Genomic DNA, 23,047 nt, shown 5'->3' with positions numbered 1-23,047 from the left:
CGGCCTCAGTCCGCCCGGCTGCTGCTGGTGCCGATCAGGCGCACGCGCTCCGGCCCGCCCACGGCGTTGAGCAGGTCGGCGATGAAGCGGTCCTGCAGGCGCCAGGCCCCCGCTTCGTCGCTGGCGATGCTCGATACCCGCACCAGCATGCCGTCGGGAATCTCGCCGGACAGGCCATAGGCCAGGCGCCGCAGCTTCTGTTCGATGCCGGAACGGGTGGCGTGTTCGCCGATCGTGATCCAGTAGGTGATCGGCTCGTTGCGCTCCTGCTGGCGGGCGACCAGGCGCTGCACCGGCAATACGCCATACGCCGTGCCCAGGCGGTCGCTGCCGTCGCGCACCAGCTGGAAACCCTGGGCCACGTAGCAGACTTCGGGCAGGTGCAGCTGCAGGGCCTTGCTCTGGTCGCCGCCATAGGCGATCGACAGCATCACGCGCCGTCCCTCCCCGTCGACATAGGTGCGCGACAGGGTCTGGTCGTAGATCCTCTCGATTACGCCCTGCTGCTCCGGGTTCGGCGTTAGCGGCACGATGTGCGGATCGATGCGCCAGGACCCGAAGCGCGCCGGGATCATCGCTTCCAGGCTGAACGCCGCCTGGGCCTGCACGGCTTTCGGCGAGGGGCTCAGGGCGCCGGTCAGGGCCGAGGCGGCCGCCATCGCCAGGCCTAGCGCCAGGCTCGTCAAGAACCGGGCCTTCATCATCCCTCCCCGCGCCGCGCCAGGCGTTTGCGCGCGGTCCACTGCAGGCTGGAATCGACGGCCAGGATCAGGGCGAGCGCCGTCAGGAACAGCACCATGCCCGCAAAACCATGCAGGAACCCCTGCCCGGCGGCGTCGCCATAATGATAGGTGATGAGCGTCAGCACGATCACGCGGATGACGTTGGCCGAGAACGAGATCGGGACGATCAGGAGCGCCAGCCCGACGTTGCGGAAGGCCGATGGATGGCGCATCAGGTTCAGGTAGAACAGGCCGAGCGCCTCGAGCGTCAGCAGGGTCTGCAGGCCGGCGCAGGCGTCGGCCACGAGCAGCTGGTACTGGCCGATCTGCAGGACCACGCCGGAGCGCCCGATCGGATAGCCGGCCGCGAACAGGATCTGCTCGGTGGCCCAGGAAACCGCCATCTTCATCGGCATGGTGACGGCCGCGACGAACTCGCTCGGCAGGGGCACCATGAACAGCATGAAGAAGAAGGGAAACCAGAGCACGCGCAAGGCCCGCGCGCCGCACTCGACCAGTACGACGGCCGCCAGCACCAGCAGGATGGCGCCGATCTCGAACATCAAAATGTGCTGGGTGCGCCCGAGCAGGTGCAGCATCAGCCCGAGCGCCAGCAGCGGCCAGCCGGCCGCCGACGAGGCCGGCGGCAAGGCCGCTACCAGCGGCCACTTGCGGTAGATGAGCCAGAGGGCGAGTCCGAAGATCATCGGACCGTGACCCTGCTCCTCGCCGATCCAGGCGCCGGTGAACAGGCTGAAGAAAGTAGGCAGGAACAGCACGGCCAGGCCAAGCCAGACGGGCCACCATTCGGGCCAGGCTTGCAGAATCGCCGCGCGCCAGCCGGCGAGCAGGCCGGCGGTCCGTTCGCCGGGACGCGAGGAACGCGAATGCGTGTTCTCCGCACCGCCATCCGCGCGGCCGTCCGCCATCGCGCCGCGCGCCGGTGCCGCCGCACTGTCCGCCCCGCGGCTGCGGCCCCCTGGCGGCGCCGGCACCGCCACGCCGGTTCGTCCCTGCCCGGCCATTCAGAACTCCATCACGACGGCGCCGACCACCTCGGCTCCCGCCTCGACCAGGTGTTCGGCCATCCGCGCCACGTCCGCCACCCGCGTATGGTCCTTGCGCGCGGCCAGCAGCACGCCGCCGGCCTGGCGCGCCGCCGCCAGGGCGTCCGCCCCGCTGCCGAAGGGCGCGAGGTCGTACAGCAGCACGTCGTAGCGGCTCTCGAGCAGGGTGTGCAGGCTGCGGAAGGTTTCACGGCTGAGCAGTTCCTGCGGATTCGGCGGCAAGGTCCCGGCCGGCAGCACCGACAGGTCGACGAAGCCGGGCACGCGCACGACGACGTCGAGGTCGCAGCGCCCGGCCAGCAGGTCCGACAGGCCCTGGCGCGGCTTCAGTCCGAAGATGTCCTGCTGGCGCGGCGCGCGCAGGTTGGCGTCCACCAGCAGGGTCTGCTCGCCGAGCTGGGACAGCACGACCGCGAGGTTGGCGGCGCACAGGGCCGCTCCGTCGTCGGGATCGGTGCCGACGACCGCCAGCGCGCGCCGCCCGCGCGCAAACCAGCGCAGCATCAACTGGCTGCGGATGGCGCGCAGCGCCTCGACCTGGGGCGAGAACGGCTCGTAGGCCGCCACCAGGCGCGCCGAGAACCCGGCCTGTCCCGGCAGCACGTAGGGATAGGCGAATTGGCGCGCCAGCGCCTGGCGGATATCGTCTTCGCTGACCAGTCCCAGGCGCATCGCCGCTTCGCCGTAGCGGATGCCGAGCTCGCGGTGCATGCGCAGGACGCGTTCGGCGTCCTCCGCCGTCAAGCGCCCGGCCTCGAGCAGCAGCGTGCCCATACGCGAGTCGGAGGCGTCGAGCGGCAGCGCGGACAGGATCGGTGAATTCATTGCGGCTCCTTTTCAGTTCAGGCGCAGGGGCCGCCGTGGCCCGATCAGCGCGCGCAGGCCGCCACGCCGCGGCGGCGCCTGCCACTCGATGGTGCCGAGCACCGGGATGCCGAGCAGTTCCTGCATGTCGCCGCTCGCGCGCACCGGACGCTGCAGCAGTTCGAGCAGCACGGCCAGGCCCAGTCCGAGCACGGTGCCGAGCAGGATGGCAACGAGCGTGTTGAGCAGCACGCGCGGCCCCGAGGGCTCGGCTGGGGCCACCGCCGGGTTCAGCACGGCAATGTCGGACTGTTCGGCCTGGGCCTCAATCCGGGTCTGGGAGAAGCGCCCGCTAGCGGCGTCGAAGGCGCGCTGGGCGCTGTCGAGGTCCTTCAGCAGCACGCCGAGCTCGTCGCGCGCGCGGTTCAGTTCGAGCACGCGGGTCTTTTGCGCGGCCAGCGCCTCACGCAACTGGTCCTCGCGCTGGCGCAGCACCTGGGCATTGCCGCCCACGCTGCGCGACACCGTGGCCAGCGCCGCGTTCAGGTCGGCGCGCATCTTCTCAACTTCGGCGCGCGCCGCCTGGTATTGCGGATGGTTGCCGCCGTACCTGGCGGCGCTCTCCGCCAGTTTCGCCTCGGCCGCGGCGAGGGCCACGCGCAGGTTCTGCATCAGCGGGTTGTTGCCCACGTCCGGCGAATTGATGCCGCCGCCGGCCATGCGCTCGCGCGAGGTGGCTTCCAGCGCGGCGGCCTGGGCCGCCACCAGCTGGCTCGACAGATCGTTCAGGCGCGACAGCTCGACGTCGACGCGGTTGTTGTCGAGGCTGACGATGCCCTTTTCCTGCTGGTACTTCGACAGGCGCGCCTGGGCAGCCTCCACGTTGTCGCGCAATTGCTTCGTCTGTTCGTTGAAGTAGGAGGCCGCCTTCTTCATCGGCTCGGTCTTGAGCTGGACGCTGGCGTTCTGGTACTCCTCGGCGAAGGCGTTCGCCACCGCCGCCGAGAAGGCCGGATCGGCGCCCTTGAAGCTGATCTCGACCACGCTCGACTCGCGCGCCGGCTTGATGTCGATCCGCCGCAGCAGCAGGTCGGCCAGCCAGTCGCGCACCGTGCCCTTGCCTTCGGTCGCCTCCTCGAACTGGGCAATCACGGCCGGGCTGGTGGCCAGCCGCAGCCGGTCCACCACGCGCAAGGCGACGTTCTTGCTGCTGATGATGTCGATCTGGGTCGCCATGTAGCCCGGCAGCAGCTGACCCGGCATCGTCAGGCCGGTCAGCGGATCGACGCCCTTGTAGTTCAGCAGCACCGAGGCGGTGGCCGTGTAGGTTTTGCTCTGTATCAGGCTCCAGCCGAGCGCGAGCAGGACGGTGGCGAACAGGGTCGAGAGGATCAGCCGGCGCCGCGCACGCAGCATTCTGAGGAATTGGCGCAGGTTCATGGCGGCTCCCGGGAACGGTCAGAACCAGCTCTCGCGCACGGTGATCACGTCGTCCACCTGCACCGGATCGCTGGCGCGCGCCTCCATCGTCACGGCGCGGCCGTCGGCGTCGCGCCGCGTGATGCGCATGCCGCTGTCGCTGCCGCGCGGCGTCAGGCCGCCACCGGCCGAGATCGCCTGCTGGACCGTCATGCCGCGCTCGATGCGAAAGGCGCCCGGACGCTGCACTTCGCCGGTGACGTAGGCACGGGGCGCGCGCTCCACAAAAATGATGTCGCCGCCGGCCACCTCGACGTCCTTGTCCAGCTCGCCCTTGCGCACCATGTCGACGATGTCGATGGTCTCGCGCGTGGTCTTGCCGTCGCGCGTGCGCACCAGGCTGATGAGGTCGCTTCCCTCGGCGCTGACGCCGCCCGCCATGGCCAGCAGGTCGAGCACCTTGCGCCGCCCTTCGACCGGATAGCGGCCGGGCCGGTTGACCTGGCCCAGCACCGACACCTGCTGGCTGGCCAGGGTCGTGACCAGCATGTTGACCTCGGCTTTCTTGAGATAGCCGCCCTTTTCCAGCAGGCCCCCGATCTTCTTCTCGGCGGCCGCGACCGACATGCCGCCGACGGCGACCTGGCCCAGCAGCGGGAAGGTGATGGCGCCGCTTTCGCTGACCCGCGTCTCGACCGACAGATCGGGGCTGCCGTAGACGGACAGGCGCACGACGTCGCCCGGTCCGAGCAGCACTTCGGCGGCAAGCGCGACGCTTGCGCCCCCGGCAGTCACGGCGGCCAGCATGGCGGCAACAATCCAGTGTGCGAGTGATTTCATGTCAGCTCCTCCGGTGTGGTCCTCGATGGTCCGCGTCACTTCAGGCCGGCAACGCCGCGCTTGAGCGCCGCATCGTCCGGACCGGCTTCGGCTTTCGGGGCGGCAGGCACCGTCGGCGCGCCCGCCTGCGCAGGGGCAGCGCCGGGCCCGGTCGCCGCGGCCGGCGCCGTGCCCTGCGCCAGGTCCTTGTTCAGGTATTCGATCTTCGCGGCCTTGCGCAGGCGCTCGACCTCGGCGGCAGCCAGCTCCTTGTTCTTGCGGGTCGTGAGAAATTGGGCGATCTGGGGCGCGGCGACCGTCAGCGGCACCGGCGCGTCACGCACCTCGGCCACCGAGAGCAGCATGGCGCGCTCGCCTTCGCGCACGCTGAACAGCTGCCCCTTCGGCAAGGCGAGCAGCTTCTTGCTCAGGGCCGGAGTGAGGTCCGCCGTGCTGCGCGTGACCTGGGCGCGTCCGTACTTGATGCCGTGGGCGTCGAGCCAGACCGCCACCTCTTCGAGCGAACGGGCGCCGTCGGCGGCAGCGCGCACCTCGGGCGTCAGGTCGCTTGCCGCGAGCATCAGCTGTTCCATGCTGAACTGCTTGCGCTTGTCGAAGAATTCGGGATGCTCCTTGTAATAGGCCTCGACTTCGCCCGGCGTCGGCGGCGCCACCTTGGCCAGGCGCTTTTGCAGGTAGGCCTGGGCGACGATCAGCGAACGCGTGCGCTCGAGCGCCTGCATGACCTTGGGATCGCGGTCGAGCTTTTCGCCGATGGCGGACTGTTCGAGCAGTTCGCGGTCGATCAGGGCCTGCAGCAGCTGCTTGCTGGCCTGCTGCTGGCGCGCTGCAGGCACGCCCGCACGCTGCATCTCCTCGTTCAGTTGCAGGACCGTGATCTCTTCGCCGTTCACGTTCGCCAGCGCCTGCCCCCGTTTGGCAGGAGGTGCCTTGTCGCCGCAAGCAGCCAGCACAAGCAGCACCGCGCCCGCGGCGGCCATCGTCCACCGTCCAATTCCCCATCTTTTCCTGGATGCGATAGTCAACATAGGTCCTCATCGATCAAAGAATGCGGCCCGACGCAGCGCCGGACCACTATCCGCCGCGTGACGGCATGCGGTTCACGCCGCCACATCGGCAAGCTGCGCGGCCAGATAGGCGTCATAGGCACGCCGCAATCCCTCGCGCAGCGGCGTCCTGGCACTCCAGCCGAGCGCGCGCAGCCTGGAGACGTCGAGCAGCTTGCGCGGTGTACCATCGGGCTTGCTGGCGTCGAACACGATGCGCCCCTCGAAGCCGACGACCTCGCCCACCAGGTGTGCCAGCTCGTGGATGCTGACGTCGGTCCCGGTACCGACGTTGATGTGCGAATGCATCGGCTCCGTATTGGCCGCGTAGTCTTCGGGCGCCAGGTTCATCACGTGCACGCAGGCCGCCGCCATGTCGTCGACGTACATGAACTCACGCATCGGCTTGCCGCTGCCCCAGATCACCACTTCGCTCGCCCCTTCCGTTTTCGCCTCGTGAAAGCGCCGCATCAGGGCCGGGATGACGTGACTGTTCTCAGGGTGATAGTTGTCGCCGGGGCCATACAGGTTGGTCGGCATGACGCTGCGGAAATCGGTGCCGTACTGGCGGTTGTAGCTTTCGCACAGCTTGATGCCGGCAATCTTGGCCACCGCGTAAGGCTCGTTGGTCGGCTCCAGGCCGCCTTCCATCAGGTAGTCTTCGCGGATCGGCTGCGGCGCCAATCGCGGGTAGATGCAGGACGAGCCGAGGAACAGCAGCCGTCCTACCCCCGCGCGCCAGGCTTCGTGCACGACATTGGTCTGGACCATCAGGTTGTCGTAAATGAATTGCGCCGGATAGCTGTTGTTCGCATGGATGCCCCCCACCCTGGCGGCAGCGAGATACACCTGGTCGATGCGCTCGGAGCGGAAGAAGGCCCGCACTGCGTCCTGGTCGGTCAGTTCGAGTTCGTCGTGCGTGCGCGTCACGATGTGCGTGTGGCCACGGGCACGCAATGTGCGTACGATGGCCGATCCGACGAGGCCACGGTGTCCGGCGACATAGATGCGGGGTTCTGGATGATCCAAGGCGTCCTCCCATCGAGCACGATGCCGTTGCCAGCGTACCTGTCGTGTAGCGCGCTTCGATTGACAGGTATCGATGTGTACGGGCGGTTTTTGGGGAACCAAAACCGTTCGATGTGATCGCGAACCGCCGCAACAGACGCGGTCGATACGCAGGTTCACCGCTTCATCCTGGGCATGCGGAGAAAGTCCGGAAAGCGGCGACCCGTTTCATGCGGCGCACTGAAGGCGCGGTTAAGGGCTTTGTTTCAGAAGGCGTTCTCACGCGTCAAAATCACGCGCACTGTCTTCAAAATGATCCACAGATCCAGCCACACCGACCAGTTGCGCAGGTAGTCGAGGTCGTACTGGATGCGCGTCTCCATCTTGTCGAGGGTGGCGGTTTCCCCGCGCAGGCCGTTCACCTGGGCCCAGCCGGTGATGCCGGGCTTCACCTTGTGACGCAGCATGTAGCCCTTGATCAGTTTCCGGTACTCCTCGTTGTGCGCGACCGCATGCGGGCGCGGGCCGACGATGCTCATGCTGCCCTGCAGGACGTTGACGAACTGCGGCAATTCGTCGAGCGAGGTGCGGCGCAGGAAGCGTCCGACCGGCGTCACCCGGCCGTCGTCGCGGCGCGCTTGCACGATGTGGGCGCCGTCGTCGAGCGTCCACATCGAGCGGAATTTATAGACCATGATTTCCTCGCCATACAGGCCGTAGCGGCGCTGGCGGAAGATGACAGGACCGGGCGAGGTGCATTTCACGGCCACCGCGATCGTCAGCATCAGCGGCGCCAGCAGCACCAGAATGATGCTGCCGAAAACGATGTCGCTGGCGCGCTTGACCATGCTGTTGAGCCCCATGAAGGGCGTCTCGCGAATGGCGATCACGGGCATGCCGCCGACATTATCGAAGCGCGCCTGCATCAGGTCGAACACGTAGACGTCGGGCAGGAAATAGACGGAGGCCGTGGTGTCCTGCAGTTCGTCGATCAGCCCGCGGATGCGTGGCTGCGCCGAGATCGGCTGGCTGATGAAGATCAGCTTGATGTGCCGGGTGCGCACATACTGGCTCAACTCGTTCATTTTGCCGAGAATCGGATGGCGCAGGCCCGGCGGATGGCGCACCGTAGCGCGGTCGTCGAAGTAGCCGTGCATGCGCATGAACAGGTTCGGATGCAGCTCGCAGATGCCGGCGAACTTGGCACCGACCTCGTTCGCCCCGACGACCACGACCGAGCGCACTTCGCGTCCGCCGTCGGGCCGCCCGGCCGCGCGCCGCACCAGGACATGGCTGGCCACCAGGGTGGCCGGCGCGCCGATCGCCCAGGCCAGCAGCACGCGCTCGTCGTAAAAATACTTCAGGCCGCTTGCCGAGCCGAGGAAATACAGCACCCCGATCGTCACGCACCAGCCGAACACGACGTCGCGCGCATAGGCCAGCATGCGGCCGCTGCGCCAGGTGCGGTAGGGATCGATGTGCTGGTAGACGGCCGAGGAGATGAAGAAGGCCAGGATCATCAGCACCAGCGAATAGCCCGAAAACGGTTCGCGGAAGGCGATCGAGGCCACGTACAGCGATCCCATGATGATCAGGGGATCGAGTACGCGCTGGAAGAAGGAGATGATCGGGATGTCGTTGACCGTCATCGCTCGATGCTCAGAATTGTGCGCTGGCGTTGAGGGCGACCGTGTTGGCCTTGAAGTTGCCGATTCCGAGGACGGGCGAGCCGCTGCGGGATTGGTGGATCCAGGCGGTCGAGAGCGTCAGCTTGCGCCTGACGGCCCAGCTTGCCTTGAGGCTGGCCGAGCGCAGCGTGTCGTCGAGTCCGCCCGACGCATTGAAGTTCGCGCGCGCGTTGTAGTCGCGCCGCTCGTAGACCGCGTCGGCATCGAGCTGGATCTTGGCGCTGGCGCGCCAGGTGGCGCCGACACTGACGCCCTTGTTCAGCGTGTAGCTGACGACCCGGCTTTCGAGCGGCGCGAAGTCGCGCCACAGCGAGGCGCGCCAGGCGAGCTTGCCGCCCTGGTCGTGCAGCGCCGTGATTCGTCCGTTGGCGCCGCTCGTGCGTCCGGCGCCGAAGGAGGGCTGGGTGCGCCGCGCATAGCCCAGCAGGCCCTGGATCGTCATCGAGCCGCCCGCCTTCCAGTCGATGCGCGCCTTGAGTTCGTTCTGCGTGAAATCGTCGTTCAGCCCACCCAGGAAAAAGGGACGCCGGTTCGGATAGCTGCCCTCGATGCGCCGCAGGACCAGGCCGACGGCGCTGCCGCTGGGCGCCAGGTAGCGCCCTTCGAGCTCGACGACGTCTTCGGTGCGGTCGTTGAAGGACTGGGCAGCCAGTTCATAATCGAAGCGGTCGCGCGAGAACGCGGTGCGCGCCTCCCAGCGCGGATGCAGCTTCCAGGCGCCCTCGAAGAAGCCGCGGCGCTGCTTGCGCAGGTTGCGTTCGTCGCTGGGAAAATCCGTGTAAGGGGCCAGCGTCTGGGCGTAGCTGCCGCCCAGCTGCCCGGAAAAGCGGTTGCCGAGCTGCCAGTACCAGGTGGCCTGCAGGTCGCGGCCATCGTAGTCGAGCTGGCGGAAGTGCTGGAACTTGACCTTCGATACCTTGGCGACGGCGAGCAGGCGCTGGCGCGCGATGTCCTTGTCGTAGACGGCGCCGAATTCAAGCGTGGTCCAGGAATCGCTTTTCTGGTTGTCGAAGGCGGGAAAGCCGTCGGGGATGCGCAGCAGGTTGTCGTCGTGGGCCCAGCCGATCCGCGCGACCAGGTCGAGCGCACTGTCGGGGACGGCCCAGCTTGGTGCGGCAAGGGCCGCGCCGAACAGGAAAATCGGCAGGCGCGCAAGCGGGTGCAGGCGGATTCTCGGCATGGCGTTTGTCTTTCAAAACACATCGATGGAAGCGCCATGACGGAAGCGCAGCGCCAGCCCCAGGCGCACGCCGGGTCTGCACAATTCTGACCGGCGCCAACGTGCATGAGTTCCAGCCGCGCGTTTGACGCAAACGGACAAACGCAGTGCCGCCGATGCTACTGTTCGGCGGGACGGCTACGAAGAAATGGAGAGACGGGCACGACGATGGGACGCAGAACGCGTCCACCGTCGCGAGTGCGCCACCGGCAGGACGCCGACGGCGCTGGAATGCGGCTGCGGCGGGCGCCGCAGCCCTGCTGCCGACTTAGGCTTCGCCGCGCGAGCGCGCTTCGATCTGTTCCCAGCGTTCGAGCGCATTCATCAGCAGCTCGTCGATCTCGGCGTAGCGGGCGTTGATGCGGCGCGCGTCGGCCGGGTTCGTCTTGTAGAAGTCCGGCGCGTTGAGCTGGAGGGTGATGGCCGATTGCTCGTCCTCGAGCGAGGCGATGAGCTTCGGCAGCTCTTCCAGCTCGCGCTGCTCCTTGTAGCTGAGCTTGACCTTCTTCGGCGCGGCATCGGATGCAGGCGCGGCCGCTTCGGCGGCTTTCGCTGGCGCCGGCTTAGCGGCTGGAGCGGCAGCCTGGGGCGCGGTCGCCTTGACGCGTTCCCAGTCGCTGTAGCCGCCCACGTATTCGCGCCACAGGCCGTTGCCTTCGGCGACGATGACCTGGGTCACGACGTTGTCGAGGAAGGTGCGGTCGTGGCTGACGAGGAAGACGGTGCCGGGATAGTCCTCGAGCAGTTCTTCGAGCAGCTCCAGGGTGTCGATGTCGAGGTCGTTGGTCGGTTCGTCGAGCACCAGGCAGTTGGCCGGCTTGGCGAACAGGCGCGCCAGCAGCAGGCGGTTGCGTTCGCCGCCCGAGAGCGACTTGACCGGCGAACGGGCGCGTTCCGGGGCGAACAGGAAGTCGCTCAGGTAAGTCATCACGTGCTTGCGCTGGCCGTTGACTTCGACCCAGTCGCTGCCCGGCGCGATGGTGTCGGCCAGGCTCGCCTCTTCGTTGAGCTGGGTGCGCATCTGGTCGAAGTAGGCGACGTTCAGCTTGGTGCCGAGGCGCGTGGTGCCGCTGTCGGCGCTTTCCTCGCCGAGGATTATTTTCAGCAGCGTGGTCTTGCCGGCGCCGTTCGGGCCGATCAGGCCGACCTTGTCGCCGCGCAGGATGGTGCCGGTGAAGTTCGAGACGATCACCTTCTCGCCGTAGGATTTCGAGATGTTCTCGAGTTCGGCGACGATCTTGCCGGAGCGCTCGCCCATGCCGACGTCGAGCTTGATCTGGCCCTGGGTTTCGCGACGCGCGGCGCGCTGCAGGCGCAGTGCTTCCAAACGGCGCACGCGGCCTTCGTCGCGCGTGCGGCGGGCCTGCACGCCCTTGCGGATCCAGACTTCTTCCTGGGCCAGGAATTTGTCGAACTTGGCGTTCTCGACTTCCTCGTTGGCCAGCAGTTCGCGCTTGCGTTCCTGATAGGTGGTGAAATTGCCGGGGAAGGACAGCAGGCGGCCGCGGTCGAGCTCAATGATGCGGGTGGCGACGTTGTCGAGGAAGCTGCGGTCGTGGGTAATGAACAGGATCGAGCCGCGGAATTCGCGCAGCAGGCCTTCCAGCCACATGATCGACTTGAAGTCGAGGTGGTTGGTCGGTTCGTCGAGCAGCAGCACGTCGGGCGCCGAGACCAGGGCCACGGCCAGGGCGACGCGCTTTTGCATGCCGCCGGAGAGCGTACCCATCTTCGCATCGCGCGCCAGGCCGAGGCGGTCGAGGGTGGTGTCGACCTTGTTGCCGAGGTTCCAGCCATCGGTGGCGTCGAGCTTGACCTGAATAACGTGCATGCGCTCCATCAACGCCTCGTCGTCGCCCTGGCCGAACTGCCCGGTCAGGGCTTCGTACTCGGCCAGCATGCCCTGCAGTTCGCCCATGCCGGCGGCGACGGCGTCGAACACGGTCGACTCGGGATCGAAAGTCGGCTCCTGCTCGACGTAGGCGATCTTGATGCCCTGCTGCATGACGAGCAGGCCGTCGTCGAGCTTGAAGCGGCCGGCGATGGTTTTCAGCAGCGAGGATTTGCCGGTGCCGTTACGCCCGATCAGGCCGACGCGTTCGCCGGTTTCGAGGGAAAAGTCCGCATGGTCGAGCAGCGCGACGTGGCCGAACGCGAGTTGCGCGGACGTGAGAGAAATGACAGCCATAATCTTGTGAAAAGGCCACGCGCAATGGTCTCCGAGCAAGGTCCGGAGAGATGCTGCGCGGCGGGAAAGGTAAAAGAAGCGCCTATTGTACCGATTGCAGCGCCGACACTTCCAATTAAGCTGCTTTCGTCGGCTATAATTGCATCCGGTTCACGATACCGGCCTGTCGGCAGGGTCCGCTCGCCGAACCACTGGTGCCGCCCTGGCGGCACGCGTGTCCTCCCCGTAGCACAATGGATAGTGCACATGCCTCCTAAGCGTGGGATACTGGTTCGATTCCAGTCGGGGGGACCACCCTGCCCTTGCGGCACAAGCCTTCCCTAGCGAATCCGGCCTTCCCGCCATCCACGCTATCATCCCTACTCCCGAGCCTGCCTTGGAGTACGCGATGTTCGAATTCATTACCAATTTCCTGGAAAAGAGCGGTTACCTGGGCGTGTTCGCGCTGATGGCGCTCGAGAACGTCTTTCCGCCGATTCCATCGGAGATGATCATGCCCTTCGCTGGCTTCGTCGCCGCGCGGGGCGACCTGAACGTGGTCGGGGTGCTGGCCGCCGGCACGGCCGGTTCGGTGGCCGGCGCCCTGCCCTGGTATTACGCGGCGCGCTATTACGGCTGCGCGCGCCTCAAGCGGCTGGCGGGCAAGCATGCGCGCTGGCTGACGGTTTCGCCCGAGGATATCGACACCGCCATGGACACGTTTCGCAAGCACGGCAAGAGCGCGGTGCTGTTCGGGCGCCTGATTCCGGCCGTGCGCACCCTGATTTCCGTTCCCGCGGGCTTGTGCAATATGTCACTGGGGCAGTTCCTGCTGTATTCGAGCATCGGTTCACTGGCCTGGACCGGATTGCTGACGGCGGCCGGTTTCCTGCTCGAAGACAAATATCAGGAAGTGTCGAAGTATGTCGATCCGGTCTCGAAGACGATCCTGGGTGCGATGCTGGCCTGGTACCTGTACCGCGTGATCACCTGGCGCAAGCCGGAGAATGCCGACAGCCGCAAGAAGGAACACGAAGCCGGCTGAGTTTGCCTACGAAGCGTTCCCACGGCCCAGCAATGCCGCCTGGGCGGCGACCGCCGCACGCGCCGCGTCCAAAGCATGAAGAACGAGCGATCCTTGAGGCGCCGCTTCGGCGCGCGCCAGCGCGGTGGCCGCACTGTGGAGGCCGAGCGTGACGCAGCCGTCGCGCAGCCGGCGCAGGCGTGCGCCGGCGGCAGCCGTGTCGCCCGCCGCCGGCGCGGCGTCGAGCGTACCCGCCGCGTCCAGCAGTTGCCGCTCCAGGCCACCCAGGTAGAGCGCAAGGCGGGCCGCGTCGATGCCCAGGCGCTGGGCAGTGACTGCCGGTGCCTCATCGGGCTCGAGCGCCATCAGGTGCGGCCGCAGGCCCTCGATCCGGAACGGCTTGACGACGTAGCCGGTCGCGCCCAGCGCCTCCGCTTCGCCCATCGTCGCGCCGTCATTCGCCGCCGACACCAGCACGAAGGGTAACTGCGCCAGCTCCGGATGGGCACGCACGCGCGCCAGCAGGTCGGTGCCCGACAGGTGCGGCATGCGCAGGTCGCAGAAGACGATGGCTGGACGCAGACCGGCTTCCAGCTGGCGCCAGGCATCGGCGCCGTCTTCGGCCTCCAGGATCTCGTAGCTGCCGCAGCTGTCGACCAGATGCATCAGCATCATGCGCGACACCACGTCGTCGTCCACCACCAGCACCTTCATCACCACTCCCGATCACTCATCACGAAATGTTGCCTTAAAGCATTATACGACGCCGACGAATCAGGCGGGAAGACGTTCGAACGGATCGAGCAAGGCGTCGAGTCCCGGCAGTGCGGCGACGACCTCGGCGTAGCGTCCCGCGTCGGCCGCCGCTTCCAGGGCCGCGCACAGGGCCGCCAGCTCGGTCGCGCCGAGGTGGGCCGCACTGCCGCGCAAGCCGTGCAGGACGCGCGCGCAGGCCTCGGCGTCGCCCGCGTCCAGGGCCACGCGCAGCTCGGCCCGGCGGCGCGGCAGGTCGGCGGCGAAGGCCGCGCGCATGCGCGCCTGCAGCTGCGCGGCGCGGTCCTGAGGCGGCGGCGCCTTTGCATCCGGTTCGGCGATGCCGAACATCGCGTCGAGTTCGGCCACGCTCGGCCCGCCCTTCCCACTTGCTTCTTCCATCGCCGGCAGCGCGATGCCGCGCTGCAGCTGGCGCTCGATGGCCCGGCTCAGCTGGTAGTGCAGCGCCGCCTCGTCGATCGGTTTCGCCAGGAAGCCGTCCATGCCGCAGGCGAGATAGCGGTCGCGGTCCTCGTCGCTGGCGTTCGCCGTGAGGGCGACGATCATCAGGTGCTGGTCGAGCACGGGCGCGTCGAGCGTGCCGCCGGCGCGGATCAGGCGCGTGGCGGTGGCGCCGTCGATTTCCGGCATGCGCCCGTCCATCAGGACGATGTCGAAGCGCGTGCGCGCGCAGGCCGCCACCGCCAGCGCGCCGTTCTCGACGATCTCGATCTGGTGGCCCATTTCCTCGACCATCATGCGGGCGATGATCTGGTTCGTAGCGAAATCCTCGGCGCACAGCACGCGCAGGCGGTGCGTGTGCGGCATGCGCGGCGCGTGTTCGACCGTCGGCGGCTCGACGCCTACGCCAAGCGGCAGCACGAAACTGAAGGTGCTGCCCCGGCCCTGGGTGCTGGTCACGCCGATCGTGCCGCCCATCAGTTCGACCAGCTGGCGGCAGATCGCCAGGCCCAGGCCCGTGCCGCCGTAACGGCGCGTGGTGGTGGTGTCGGCCTGCTCGAATTTCTGGAACAGGCGTGGCAAGGCATGGGAAGCGATACCGATTCCGGTGTCTTGCACCGAAAAACGTATCATGTGCCCGTCCGCGTGCTCGGGACCGTCCGGCTGGTCCTCAGGCCGGCGCTCGACCCGCAGCGTGACCTGGCCGCTGGGCGTGAACTTGAATGCGTTGCCGACCAGGTTGACCAGCACCTGGCGCAGGCGCGTCGGGTCGCCCACCACGAAGCGCGGCAGGTCCTCGGCCAGCTCGATCGCGAAGCCCACGCTGTGCGCCGCGGCCTGCTCGGCGAACAAGCCCACCACGTTGTGGATCGCGGCGTCGAGCGCGAAGTCGATGTTTTCGATGGTGAGTTTGCCCGCTTCGATCTTCGAGAAATCGAGCAGGTCGTTGATGATCGCCAGCAGCGACTCGGCGTTCGCCTGGCCGCGCTCGATCTGCTCGCGGGTGCTCTCGCGCAAGCCATGGTCGCGCAGCGCGAAGCCGAGCATGCCGATCACGCCGGCCAGCGGCGTGCGCATCTCGTGACTCATGTTGGCGAGGAATTCCGACTTCTGGCGCGCCGCATCCTCCGCGCGCTGCTTGGCCAGCTGCAGCCGCTTTTCGTTCTCGTACAGCGCGCGGTTGGCATCGGCCAGTTCGCCCGTGTTGCGCCGCACCTCGCGCTCGCGCTCGCGCAATTCCTCGGTCTGGCGTTCGAGGCGGCTGTTCTGCTGCGCGATCTCGCGCGTGCGGGCGCTGACCAGGTCGGCGAGCCGCTCCTTCTGGCGGCTGAGGCCGCGCACGCGCAGGAAGTAGCCGGCGTAGCAGGCGCCCAGCAGCAGGAAGGCGGCGCTGGAGCGGAACCACCAGGTGCCCCACACCGGCGGTTCGACCGTGATGCTGAGGGTGGCCGGAGTCTCGCTCCAGAAGCCGTCCTTGTTGGCGGCGCGCACCTGGAACACGTAGTGCCCCGGATCGAGGTTGGTATAGGTCGCGAAGCGTTTTTCGGCATCCGCGTACACCCATCCCTGGTCGAAGCCTTCGAGTTTATAAGCGAAGCGGTTGCGCTTGGGGGCGGCGTAGTGCAGGGCCGAGAATTCGAGCGAGAACACCGAGTGCTGGGCCGAGAGCGTGATCGTGCGGGTGTTCTCGACCGGCCCCTTCAGGAGCCACGGATAGGCCTGCTGCACCGGACGGTTGAAGATCTGCATGCCGGTGATCACCGCGGTCGGGGCGAAGCCGTTGTAGCGCAGCGCGCGCGGGTCAAACGCAGTGATGCCGTTGAAGCCGCCGAAATACAGGGTGCCGTCCGGCGTGCGCAGCGCCGAGCCGTCGAAATAGGCGCCGTCGGTGATGCCGTCGGCCGCCGTGTAGCTGCGCCAGGCGTTCTTGGCCGGGTCGAAGCGCGACAGGCCGTTGGTGGTGCTGACCCAGATCACGCCGTCGAGGTCTTCCAGCATGGTCGCCACGGAATCGTCGACCAGGCCGTCGCGCGTCGTGTAGCGCACGAAGCTGACCGAGCCGTCCGGGGCCGTGACCATCTTGTTCAGGCCGCCCGCGGTGCCGACCCAGACGTTGCCATGGCGGTCTTCGAGCAGGGCGTGCACTTCGTCGTGGCTGATGCTGCTCAGATCGTACTGTTCGTGGCGGAAGTGACGGAAGCGCTTGTTGGCGCGGTCGAGCAGGTCGAGGCCGTTGAAGGTGCCGATCCAGACCCGGCCGCGGCTGTCTTCCAGCACCGGGCGCACGTTGTCGTCGGCCAGGCTGGCCTGGCGGTTCGGGTCGTGGCGCCAGGATTCGAGCGCGCCGCTGCGCGGATCGAGCCGGTGCAGGCCGCCGCGGGTTGCGATCCAGAGCGCGCCGTCGCGCCCGAGCGTCATCCCGCGCACGATGTTGGCGTTTGTCGTGCCCGGCGCCAGCACGCGGCGCGTGAAGCGTCCGCTCTTCGGGTCGAAGCGGGTGATGCCGGTGCGCCCGCCGATCCAGACGATGCCGTCGCGGTCGCGCACGACGGCGTTCACCGACGAATCGATCAGGCTGTTCGGATTTCCGGGTTCGTGGCGCCAGATGCGGTAGGCCCCGGGACCGTCCTGCGCCGGATCGTACAGCTGCAGCGTCGAGGCCGAGGCCAGCCACAGGCGCCCGCTGCCGTCGTTGTCCATGCCGCGCACCCGGTTGTCGGCCGGCTGGCCCGGACCGTCGTGTTCGCGCACGATGCGCGCGAAGCCGCCGCTGCTCAGGTCCACGCGCGAGGTGCCGGCGTACCAGGTGCCGACCCAGAACGTGCCGACACGGTCGCGGAACAGGGAAGCGATACGGTCGTCGCCGAGACTGTGCTTGTCGGCCACGACCTTGCGGTAGGCCTCGAAGCGGCCGCGCCGGGCATCCCAGCGGTACACGCCCTGCTCCTGGGTGCCGATCCAGACCTGTCCCTTGCCGTCGTCGTAGATCGCCGTAATGATGGCCTGCGGAATGCCATCCTTCGGACCGAAGTGGCGCGACGCGCCGGCGGCCGCGCCCAGCTCCATGCGCTCCAGCCCGTCTGCCAGGCCGATCCACAGCTGCTCGTGGTTGTCGAGCAGCAGCGCATGCACCGCCTCAGCCCGGTTCGAAGCCAGCGGGTGATGCGTGAAACGCGTGCGTGCGCGGTCCAGGCTGTCGAGGCCGGCGCCGGTGGCGACCCACAGGCGGCCGCGCTTGTCGAGCGCCAGCGCGGCGACGTTGTCGTTGGCCAGGCTGTCGGCGTCGCCGGGGCGATGGTGCCAGGCCGTGAACTGGCCGCTGGCGATGTCGAAGTGCTGCAGGCCGTCGGCGGTGCCGAGCCAGAGGCCGTTCCTGCCGTCGCCGACGATGGCGCGCACGTGCAGGTTGCCGTTGCCGCGCCGGCTGGGTTCGTCGGGCAGGTACTGGCGGAAGCCCTGTGTGGTCGGGTCGTAGAGCGCCAGGCCGCCATCGGTGCCGATCCAGAGCCGCCCTTGGGGGTCGATGTGCAGCACCCGGATCCAGTTGCTGCCGAGGCTGGTCGGGTCGCCGGCGATGTTGCGGAAATTCAGGAAGCGATAGCCGTCGAAACGCGACAGGCCGTTCTGCGTGCCGAACCACATGAAGCCGTCGCGGTCCTGGGCCATGGCCAGCACGGTTTCCTGGGCCAGGCCATCCTCGACGCTGAGGTGCTCGAAGCGCAGCGTCGGCGCGGGTGCAGCCTCGGCCGGCGTACCGAAGCTGCCGGCCAGTGCCAGCAGCAGAACGACTAGCCAGGCCTTCATGCTGCGAACGGAAAGAAATGCGCTGCCCCGCCGGCGCCCTGGAGGCGGCGGCGGGAAGCAGGAGGAGAGGAAAAAGCGGGCGATTTGTCTGGTTGTATGTCCACAACGCAAGGTTAGCAAACATTCCCGAACAAGAGGGAATTTATTGCCCAAAAGCCACTACCAAGTTCTCTTTTTAGTCTCCTTTTGCGACACCTTCGCGTCGCGGATCCGCACCACCGAACCACCAGGGTTCGCCATGGATGGACATGCGCATGATGCCGTGCAGGCCGGAATTCTGTTCCATCTGACGCACCGCGTGGCCGCGTGCCTTCAGGGCGTCGACCGTCGACTGCGGGAAGCGCCCTGCTTCGAGCTCGGTCGGCCCGTTGCGGCTGCCGAAGTTCGGTAGCGCAATTGCCTGCTGCACGTTCAGGCCCCAGTCGAGGGTGCCGACCAGCACCTTGGCCACGTAGTTGATGATGGCCGGACCGCCCGGCGAGCCCACCGCCAGCACCAGCTTGCCGGTCTGCTTGTCGAACACGACGGTCGGCGACATGGCGCTGCGCGGACGCTTGCCGGCTTCGACGCGGTTGGCGATCGGGCCGTTGGCGTCGCGCGAATCGAAGGAAAAATCGGTCAGCTGGTTGTTCAGGATGAACCCGTCGACCATCTGACGCGAACCGAAGGCATCCTCGACGGTCGTCGTCATCGACAGGCCGGCGCCGTGGCTGTCGACCACCACCAGATGCGAGGTCGACGGCGTTTCGATGGCGTTGTCCGTGCCCCAGGCGACGTCGTTGCCGAGCGGATTGCCGGCAGGCGCCTCACCCATGGAGCGTTCGCCGATCAGGCCCGCGCGCTTGGTCAGATAGGCCTTGTCGATCAGGGCCGGCAGGCCGCGGCCCGGCAGCGGCACGAAATCGGTGTCGGCCGCATAGCGGTTGCGGTCGGCATAGGCCAGGCGCCCCACTTCCGAGAACAGGTGCACGGCATCCGGGCCGGGCACGCCATCGCTTGGGGCCAGTTTGCTCATGTCGCGGGTCTCGAACATGCCCAGCATCTGCGCCACGGCAATGCCGCCCGAGGATGGCGGCGGCATGCCGCACACGGTGTAGACGCGGTAGTCGCTGCAGACCGGCTCGCGCACTTTCGGGCGGTAGTCGGCGATGTCCTTGGCGGTCAGCAGGCCTGGATTGGTCGGGTGTCCCTTGACCTTGGCCGCGATGTCGCGCGCGATGTGACCGTTATAGAAGACGTCGGCCCCGCCCTGTGCGATTTCTTTCAGGGTCCTGGCCAGCGCCGGATTCTTGAGGATGTGGCCGACCGGCCAGGGCTTGCCGGCCGGGTCATAAAAATAGGCGGCCGCGGCCGGGTCCTTGCGGATGTGGGCGTCCCACATCAAGAGGCCGTTCAGGCGCGGGCTGACGGCGAAACCTTTTTCGGACAGACGGATCGCCGGTGCGAACAGGCTTTTCCAGGGCAGCTTGCCGTGCTGCTTGTGCGCCAGCTCGAGCATGCGCAGCACGCCCGGCGCGCCGACCGAACGGCCGCCGACGACGCCGGCCGTGCGCGACAGCGGTGTGCCGTCGGGATTCTGGAACAGGTGTTCGTCGGCCGCTTTCGGCGCCGTTTCGCGGCCGTCGAAGGCTTGCACCTTTTTGCCGTCGTAATGCATCAGGAAGGCGCCGCCGCCGATACCCGAGCTTTGCGGCTCGACCAGGGTCAGCACCAGCTGAGTGGCGATCGCGGCGTCGATGGCCGTGCCGCCCTTTTTCAATATTTCGTAGCCGGCCTCGACCGCGAGCGGATTGGCGGCGGCCACCATGTACTTGCGGGCGGCCCAGCCGGCCTTGTCCTGGTAGCCGGTGGCGATTTCGGGGGCGCGCTGGGCGGTGTCCTGGGCCAGTGCAGCGAACGGCGCAGCAAGCGCCAGCAGTAAGGCCGCGCTTGCGACGGTTTTCAACTTGATCATCGGGTCTCCAAATGAAGCAAGGGCGTGACCGGCCAGCGGCCGTGCACGCCCAACATCGTTGGCATCCTACATCAAATTGTCAAACGGCTCATTCCACCATTTATTTTGGCTGCATGCGGATCGCGCCGTCGAGACGGATCGTCTCGCCGTTCAGCATCACGTTTTCGATGATCGCTTTCGCCAGGTGCGCGTATTCCTTCGGCATGCCGAGGCGCGGCGGGAACGGGACCATCTTGCCCAGCGAGTCACGCACTTCCTGCGGCATGCCCATCAGCATCGGGGTTTCGAAGATGCCCGGGGCGATCGTCATCACGCGGATGCCGCTACGTGCCAGGTCGCGTGCCATCGGCAGGGTCATGCCGGCCACGGCCGCTTTCGAGGAGCCGTAGGCCGCCTGGCCGATCTGGCCGTCGAAGGCCGCGACCGAGGCGGTGTTGATGATGATGCCGCGCTCGCCGTATTCGGCGCCCTCGGTATTGCCCATCGCTTCGGCAGCCAGGCGCGACATGTTGAAGGTGCCGACCAGGTTGATGTTGACGGCGCGCTGGAACACGTCCAGCGGGTGCGGGCCATCCTTGCCGACGGTTTTCACGGCCGGCGCCACGCCGGCGCAGTTGACCAGGCCGCGCAGCGTGCCCAGGGCGGTAGCGGCAGCGACGACCGCCTTGCCGTCTTCTTCCGAGGTGACGTCGCACTTGACGAACTTGCCGTTCAGCTCGGCGGCCAGGGCCGCGCCCGCTTCCGCCTGCACGTCGGCGATGACGACCTTGCCGCCCGCTTCGGTGATCATGCGCGCGGTGGCCGCTCCCAGGCCCGACGCGCCGCCGGTGACGATGAACACATTGTCTTGAATTTGCATGGTTTTCCCTTTTTGCGTTCTTTTTGACGTTTACGTTAACGTCAACCCACAAGATTGTAGCGAACTTTTGCCGGGAAAAACCACGTTTGTCTTAAAACCTTTGTCTCCGTTTAGAAGCACTGCATGGTGTTGCCGGTGCGGGTGCAAAGGCGCCCCTGATTGTTGACGGCGGCATTGCCGACGCCGGTGTTGTAGCTTGCGCCGCTCGTATCGGTGCAGGTGCCGCCGTTGCAGGTGGTGATCTGGGCCGGGCCGGGTTTCAGCGCCACGGGCTGCGGAGGGGGCAGCGGGGCCAGGGATGGCCCGCTCGCGGCGGCCTGCGGCACGACGTCGACGCGCTGTGGGCTGGAACGGCGCGCGCTGCGCCTGGCGTTCTTTTTAGTGTCCTTGCGGCCGTCGGTTTTGGCGGGGTCCTTCGGCTGGGGCGCCGGCCGCGCCGACGGGTCCACTTCCGTCGCGCTTCCCGGCGGCGCGGCGCCGGACTTTTCTTCCTGGGCCTGCGGCGTCCGTTCGGGCTGGGCGCCGGGTTCGGATTTCAGGGGCTGGGGATGCAGCACCGGGCCGTAGCTGGGACCGGCGGGCGCCGGGGTCACTTGCGCCGGGCGGGATTGCGCGCCGGTTTGTCCGCTTGTTTGCGCGGCCGCCGGCCCGGCTAACGATGCGGCCGCCAGCGCCGCCAGCAGGACGAGCGCGATCTGCGCGGCGCGCAGCGGCTTCGAATGTTTCGCGTGTTTCATGATCGCTCCCTATGATCAATGCGCATGCGCCAATGGATCAATTATCTGCCGCCATGAGGCCGGGCGGCGCGCGCAAGCGGCGCGCCGCGTTGCTGTCATCTCCACGTCAGCTTCAGGCCTTAGGCTGGAGGCAGGCGCCCGGCGAGGCGGCAATCGACAATGGAGACACCCATGCAGACGGTACACGAGCTCTACCAAGCCAGGCGCGGCAGCGCCCTGGATGCCCTGGCGCATTTGCGCGACAACGACATGATCGTCGTGCCGACCGGCGTCGGCGAACCGCCGAGCTTGCTGACGGCCCTGTCCGAACAGCGCAGCCGCTGGACCGGCGTGCGCGTCGCGCAAATCCTGGCGATGCGCAAGTACGGCTATTTCGAACAGGAGACGGCACGCCACGTGCGCCACGCCGCCCTGTTCTTCGGCGGCGCCTCGCGCGCCAGCGGCCAGGGCGGCTGGTGCGACTTCATCCCGAACTATTTTTCGGAGATCCCGACCCTGATCGAGCGCGGCCTGATGCCGGCCGACGTCGTCTTCGCCATGGCCTCCCCGATGAACGCGCAGGGCTGGTTCGCGCTCAGCCTGGGCACCGATTACACGATGGCGGCCGTGGCCAAGGCACGCGCCGTGATCCTGGAAGTCAATCCGAACGTGCCCTTCGCGCACGGCCACTGCCACATCCACATTTCGCAGGTAACGAGCCTGGTCGAAAGCGAAGACCCGATCCTGGAAGTCGGGCTGCCGGCCATCGGCCCGGTGCAGGAGGCGATCGGCAAGTACGTGGCCGACATGATCGAGGACGGCTCCACCCTGCAGATCGGTTACGGCGGCATCCCGGATGCGGTGGTGCAGCAGCTGACCCACAAGCACGACCTTGGCGTGCACACCGAGATGATTGGCGACGGCATCCTCAAGCTGGTCGAGTGCGGCGCCGTCACCAACCGCAAGAAGACCCTGCTCCCGGGCAAGATGGTCGCCACCTTCGCCCTCGGCTCGCGCCGCCTGTACGACTTCATGCACCACAACCCGATGCTGGAGATGCACCCGTCGAATTTTACGAACGACCCGTACGTCGCCGGGCAAAACGACAAGCTGGTGTCGATCAACGCCAGCCTGCAGGTCGATCTGCTCGGCCAGTGCGGCAGCGAAAGCATCGCCCACCTGCCCTATTCCGGCACCGGCGGCCAGGTCGACTTCGTGCGCGCGGCCAACCGTTCGCGCGGCGGCCAGTCTTTCATCGTGCTGCCCTCGACTGCGAAGGACGGTACCGTCTCGCGCATCGTGCCGACACTGACGCCGGGCACCCATGCCACCACCAGCAAGAACGACGTCAACTATATTGTCACCGAATACGGTGTGGCCCAGCTGCGCGGCAAGTCGGCCAAGCAGCGGGCGCAGGAACTGATTGCGATCGCGCACCCGGACTTTCGCGGCTGGCTGCGCGAAGAGGCGAACAGGATGTGCGTGTTCTGAGGGC

Annotated in this window: 17 protein-coding genes and 1 tRNA gene; 3 read left to right on the top strand and 15 right to left on the bottom strand. The window is 67.3% G+C overall.

The annotated features are described in order from the left end of the window. Positions 1 to 5: 5 nt before the first annotated feature. From epsI to ACFPQ5_RS20775, 10 genes are all read right to left on the bottom strand, one after another. Positions 6 to 701 carry an exosortase-associated protein EpsI, B-type gene (gene epsI, locus ACFPQ5_RS20820; protein ID WP_379760380.1) on the bottom strand — a complete coding sequence of 232 codons (696 nt, stop codon included), beginning with the start codon at positions 699 to 701 and terminating at the stop codon, positions 6 to 8. Continuing rightward, on the bottom strand, positions 701 to 1,747 hold the full coding sequence (xrtB, locus tag ACFPQ5_RS20815) for an exosortase B (protein ID WP_379760378.1): 1,047 nt from the start codon (positions 1,745 to 1,747) through the stop codon (positions 701 to 703). The genes epsI and xrtB overlap by 1 nt, the downstream gene beginning before the upstream one ends. Next, positions 1,748 to 2,614, bottom strand: coding sequence for a chain length determinant protein tyrosine kinase EpsG (gene epsG, locus ACFPQ5_RS20810; protein ID WP_379760376.1), 867 nt, complete (start codon positions 2,612 to 2,614; stop codon positions 1,748 to 1,750). Positions 2,615 to 2,626: 12 nt separating this feature from the next. Continuing rightward, entirely contained in the window at positions 2,627 to 4,033 is a 1,407-nt protein-coding gene (gene epsF / locus ACFPQ5_RS20805) for a chain length determinant protein EpsF (RefSeq protein WP_379760374.1), read from the bottom strand. 18 nt (positions 4,034 to 4,051) lie between these two features. Beyond that, the gene (epsE, locus tag ACFPQ5_RS20800; RefSeq protein ID WP_379760372.1) at positions 4,052 to 4,852 is read right to left on the bottom strand and encodes a polysaccharide export protein EpsE; all 801 of its coding nucleotides are present in this window, start codon (positions 4,850 to 4,852) and stop codon (positions 4,052 to 4,054) included. A gap of 35 nt (positions 4,853 to 4,887) precedes the next feature. Further along, positions 4,888 to 5,832 (bottom strand): EpsD family peptidyl-prolyl cis-trans isomerase, encoded by a 945-nt coding sequence (locus ACFPQ5_RS20795; RefSeq protein WP_379760370.1) that lies wholly within the window; start codon positions 5,830 to 5,832, stop codon positions 4,888 to 4,890. A 120-nt stretch (positions 5,833 to 5,952) separates the two neighbouring features. Beyond that, a complete protein-coding gene (gene fcl / locus ACFPQ5_RS20790) occupies positions 5,953 to 6,927 on the bottom strand; it encodes a GDP-L-fucose synthase (RefSeq protein WP_379760368.1) in 975 nt (324 codons plus the stop codon). A gap of 245 nt (positions 6,928 to 7,172) precedes the next feature. Next, positions 7,173 to 8,555: an undecaprenyl-phosphate glucose phosphotransferase gene (locus ACFPQ5_RS20785; protein WP_379760366.1), complete on the bottom strand. Its 1,383-nt coding sequence runs from the start codon at positions 8,553 to 8,555 to the stop codon at positions 7,173 to 7,175. 10 nt (positions 8,556 to 8,565) lie between these two features. After that, positions 8,566 to 9,774, bottom strand: a complete 1,209-nt coding sequence (gene epsL / locus ACFPQ5_RS20780; protein ID WP_379760364.1) for an XrtB/PEP-CTERM-associated polysaccharide biosynthesis outer membrane protein EpsL — start codon at positions 9,772 to 9,774, stop codon at positions 8,566 to 8,568. Between the two features lie 307 nt (positions 9,775 to 10,081). Continuing rightward, complete coding sequence (locus ACFPQ5_RS20775) at positions 10,082 to 12,001, bottom strand: ATP-binding cassette domain-containing protein (RefSeq protein ID WP_379760361.1); 1,920 nt, start codon at positions 11,999 to 12,001, stop codon at positions 10,082 to 10,084. Between the two features lie 219 nt (positions 12,002 to 12,220). On the opposite strand from ACFPQ5_RS20775, the gene ACFPQ5_RS20770 reads away from it, so the two are divergent. Both ACFPQ5_RS20770 and ACFPQ5_RS20765 read left to right on the top strand, forming a co-directional pair. Beyond that, positions 12,221 to 12,295: transfer RNA gene (locus tag ACFPQ5_RS20770), tRNA-Arg, on the top strand. Between the two features lie 94 nt (positions 12,296 to 12,389). Further along, positions 12,390 to 13,025, top strand: a complete 636-nt coding sequence (locus ACFPQ5_RS20765; protein WP_379760359.1) for a DedA family protein — start codon at positions 12,390 to 12,392, stop codon at positions 13,023 to 13,025. 6 nt (positions 13,026 to 13,031) lie between these two features. On the opposite strand, the gene ACFPQ5_RS20760 is transcribed toward ACFPQ5_RS20765, so the two are convergent. The 5 genes from ACFPQ5_RS20760 to ACFPQ5_RS20740 all read right to left on the bottom strand — a co-directional run bounded on the left by ACFPQ5_RS20760 (position 13,032) and on the right by ACFPQ5_RS20740 (position 21,573). Beyond that, on the bottom strand, positions 13,032 to 13,718 hold the full coding sequence (locus ACFPQ5_RS20760; RefSeq protein ID WP_379760357.1) for a response regulator: 687 nt from the start codon (positions 13,716 to 13,718) through the stop codon (positions 13,032 to 13,034). Positions 13,719 to 13,778: 60 nt separating this feature from the next. Beyond that, positions 13,779 to 18,023 (bottom strand): hybrid sensor histidine kinase/response regulator, encoded by a 4,245-nt coding sequence (locus tag ACFPQ5_RS20755; protein ID WP_379760355.1) that lies wholly within the window; start codon positions 18,021 to 18,023, stop codon positions 13,779 to 13,781. A gap of 175 nt (positions 18,024 to 18,198) precedes the next feature. Further along, positions 18,199 to 19,977: a gamma-glutamyltransferase gene (gene ggt, locus ACFPQ5_RS20750; RefSeq protein ID WP_379760353.1), complete on the bottom strand. Its 1,779-nt coding sequence runs from the start codon at positions 19,975 to 19,977 to the stop codon at positions 18,199 to 18,201. 100 nt (positions 19,978 to 20,077) lie between these two features. Beyond that, positions 20,078 to 20,836 (bottom strand): 3-hydroxyacyl-CoA dehydrogenase, encoded by a 759-nt coding sequence (locus ACFPQ5_RS20745; protein WP_379760351.1) that lies wholly within the window; start codon positions 20,834 to 20,836, stop codon positions 20,078 to 20,080. A gap of 110 nt (positions 20,837 to 20,946) precedes the next feature. Next, positions 20,947 to 21,573, bottom strand: a complete 627-nt coding sequence (locus tag ACFPQ5_RS20740; protein WP_379760349.1) for a hypothetical protein — start codon at positions 21,571 to 21,573, stop codon at positions 20,947 to 20,949. Between the two features lie 171 nt (positions 21,574 to 21,744). Here ACFPQ5_RS20740 and ACFPQ5_RS20735 point away from each other — a divergent pair, with 171 nt between their 5' ends. After that, on the top strand, positions 21,745 to 23,043 hold the full coding sequence (locus ACFPQ5_RS20735) for an acetyl-CoA hydrolase/transferase family protein (RefSeq protein ID WP_379760347.1): 1,299 nt from the start codon (positions 21,745 to 21,747) through the stop codon (positions 23,041 to 23,043). Positions 23,044 to 23,047: the final 4 nt, after the last annotated feature.

Origin of the sequence: Massilia suwonensis, assembly GCF_042655665.1 — a bacterium.
Taxonomy (GTDB): Bacteria; Pseudomonadota; Gammaproteobacteria; order Burkholderiales; family Burkholderiaceae_D; genus Telluria; species Telluria suwonensis.
This window is presented reverse-complemented; position numbering and strand designations above follow the sequence as displayed.

Bases quoted from the DNA above. Each gene is read 5' to 3' on its own strand.
- epsI (WP_379760380.1), bottom strand. From the start codon at position 701: ATGAAGGCCCGGTTCTTGACGAGCCTGGCGCTAGGCCTGGCGATGGCG.
- xrtB (WP_379760378.1), bottom strand. From the start codon at position 1,747: ATGGCCGGGCAGGGACGAACCGGCGTGGCGGTGCCGGCGCCGCCAGGG.
- epsG (WP_379760376.1), bottom strand. From the start codon at position 2,614: ATGAATTCACCGATCCTGTCCGCGCTGCCGCTCGACGCCTCCGACTCG.
- epsF (WP_379760374.1), bottom strand. From the start codon at position 4,033: ATGAACCTGCGCCAATTCCTCAGAATGCTGCGTGCGCGGCGCCGGCTG.
- epsE (WP_379760372.1), bottom strand. From the start codon at position 4,852: ATGAAATCACTCGCACACTGGATTGTTGCCGCCATGCTGGCCGCCGTG.
- ACFPQ5_RS20795 (WP_379760370.1), bottom strand. From the start codon at position 5,832: ATGGCCGCCGCGGGCGCGGTGCTGCTTGTGCTGGCTGCTTGCGGCGAC.
- ACFPQ5_RS20785 (WP_379760366.1), bottom strand. From the start codon at position 8,555: ATGACGGTCAACGACATCCCGATCATCTCCTTCTTCCAGCGCGTACTC.
- epsL (WP_379760364.1), bottom strand. From the start codon at position 9,774: ATGCCGAGAATCCGCCTGCACCCGCTTGCGCGCCTGCCGATTTTCCTG.
- ACFPQ5_RS20775 (WP_379760361.1), bottom strand. From the start codon at position 12,001: ATGGCTGTCATTTCTCTCACGTCCGCGCAACTCGCGTTCGGCCACGTC.
- ACFPQ5_RS20765 (WP_379760359.1), top strand. From the start codon at position 12,390: ATGTTCGAATTCATTACCAATTTCCTGGAAAAGAGCGGTTACCTGGGC.
- ACFPQ5_RS20760 (WP_379760357.1), bottom strand. From the start codon at position 13,718: ATGAAGGTGCTGGTGGTGGACGACGACGTGGTGTCGCGCATGATGCTG.
- ACFPQ5_RS20755 (WP_379760355.1), bottom strand. From the start codon at position 18,023: ATGAAGGCCTGGCTAGTCGTTCTGCTGCTGGCACTGGCCGGCAGCTTC.
- ggt (WP_379760353.1), bottom strand. From the start codon at position 19,977: ATGATCAAGTTGAAAACCGTCGCAAGCGCGGCCTTACTGCTGGCGCTT.
- ACFPQ5_RS20745 (WP_379760351.1), bottom strand. From the start codon at position 20,836: ATGCAAATTCAAGACAATGTGTTCATCGTCACCGGCGGCGCGTCGGGC.
- ACFPQ5_RS20740 (WP_379760349.1), bottom strand. From the start codon at position 21,573: ATGAAACACGCGAAACATTCGAAGCCGCTGCGCGCCGCGCAGATCGCG.
- ACFPQ5_RS20735 (WP_379760347.1), top strand. From the start codon at position 21,745: ATGCAGACGGTACACGAGCTCTACCAAGCCAGGCGCGGCAGCGCCCTG.